Origin of the sequence: Streptomyces katrae (genome assembly GCF_000717655.1) — a bacterium.
In the GTDB taxonomy this organism is placed as follows: Bacteria; Actinomycetota; Actinomycetes; order Streptomycetales; family Streptomycetaceae; genus Streptomyces; species Streptomyces katrae_B.
The window spans coordinates 1-752 of the sequence record NZ_JNZY01000100.1; the positions used below are offsets into that span (position 1 = coordinate 1).

Annotated in this window: 1 protein-coding gene; it reads right to left on the bottom strand. The window is 67.8% G+C overall.

Features of this window, described 5'->3' with window-relative positions; genetic code table 11:
* On the bottom strand, positions 1-752 hold a 752-nt coding region (locus IF09_RS0139565), incomplete at both ends, for a zinc-dependent metalloprotease family protein (RefSeq protein WP_030304430.1).

The following is a 752-nucleotide window of genomic DNA, read 5'->3' on the forward strand; positions in this document are numbered from 1 at the left end:
GTGGGCTTGGGGTTGGGGTCGGGGTTCGGGTTGCCGCCCTTGCCCTTCATCAGGAACTGGTTGTCGGCGATGTTCCAGTGCGTGGCGAGGTAGCTTCCGGCCTTGGGGCTGGTGTGGAAGTAGTCGTCGTGGTTGCAGTCCAGGATGTTCTCGGCGGCCTGGTTGGTGCAGATGTTGCGCATCTGGGGGTAGTACGGGGTGTCCGAGTAGCACATGACGTCCCACTCGTCCGTGCAGTGGGCGCCGCGGCTGGTGTTGGGGGCGCTGTTGTTCACCGCGCCGAGGTTGTGGCCGAGTTCGTGCGCGGCGGTGTGGCCGCCCCAGCAGCCGGAGTCCGTACGGCCGTAGGAGGGGCCGAAGTTGCTCTGGTTGTTCTGACCGGGCCGCTCGTCGCCGGCGAAGGTGCCGATGCCGCAGTAGATCTGGGTGTCCGCGAAGATCATGTACTTGCGGTCGCGGCGGTCGAGGCCCTTGCCGGCGAGCGCGTTGTTGGTCGCGCTGAACTCGGAGAGCGCGGACGCCGGGAGCTCGATGTTGAGCACGGTCGGCGTGCAGTCGGCGGCCGTCACGTAGCGGATGTGGCGGACGCCGCCGGTCTCCTGGGCGCTCGTGGAGTAGATGAGGTCGGCGTCGGCGGCCCACTTGCGGAACGAGGCGACGTATTCGGAGTAGCGGTCGCGGTCGGGGCCGTGGACGTACACGACCTGGACGCGGTTGCCGGTGCTGCCGTCACCGTCGCACTGGACGGTCTG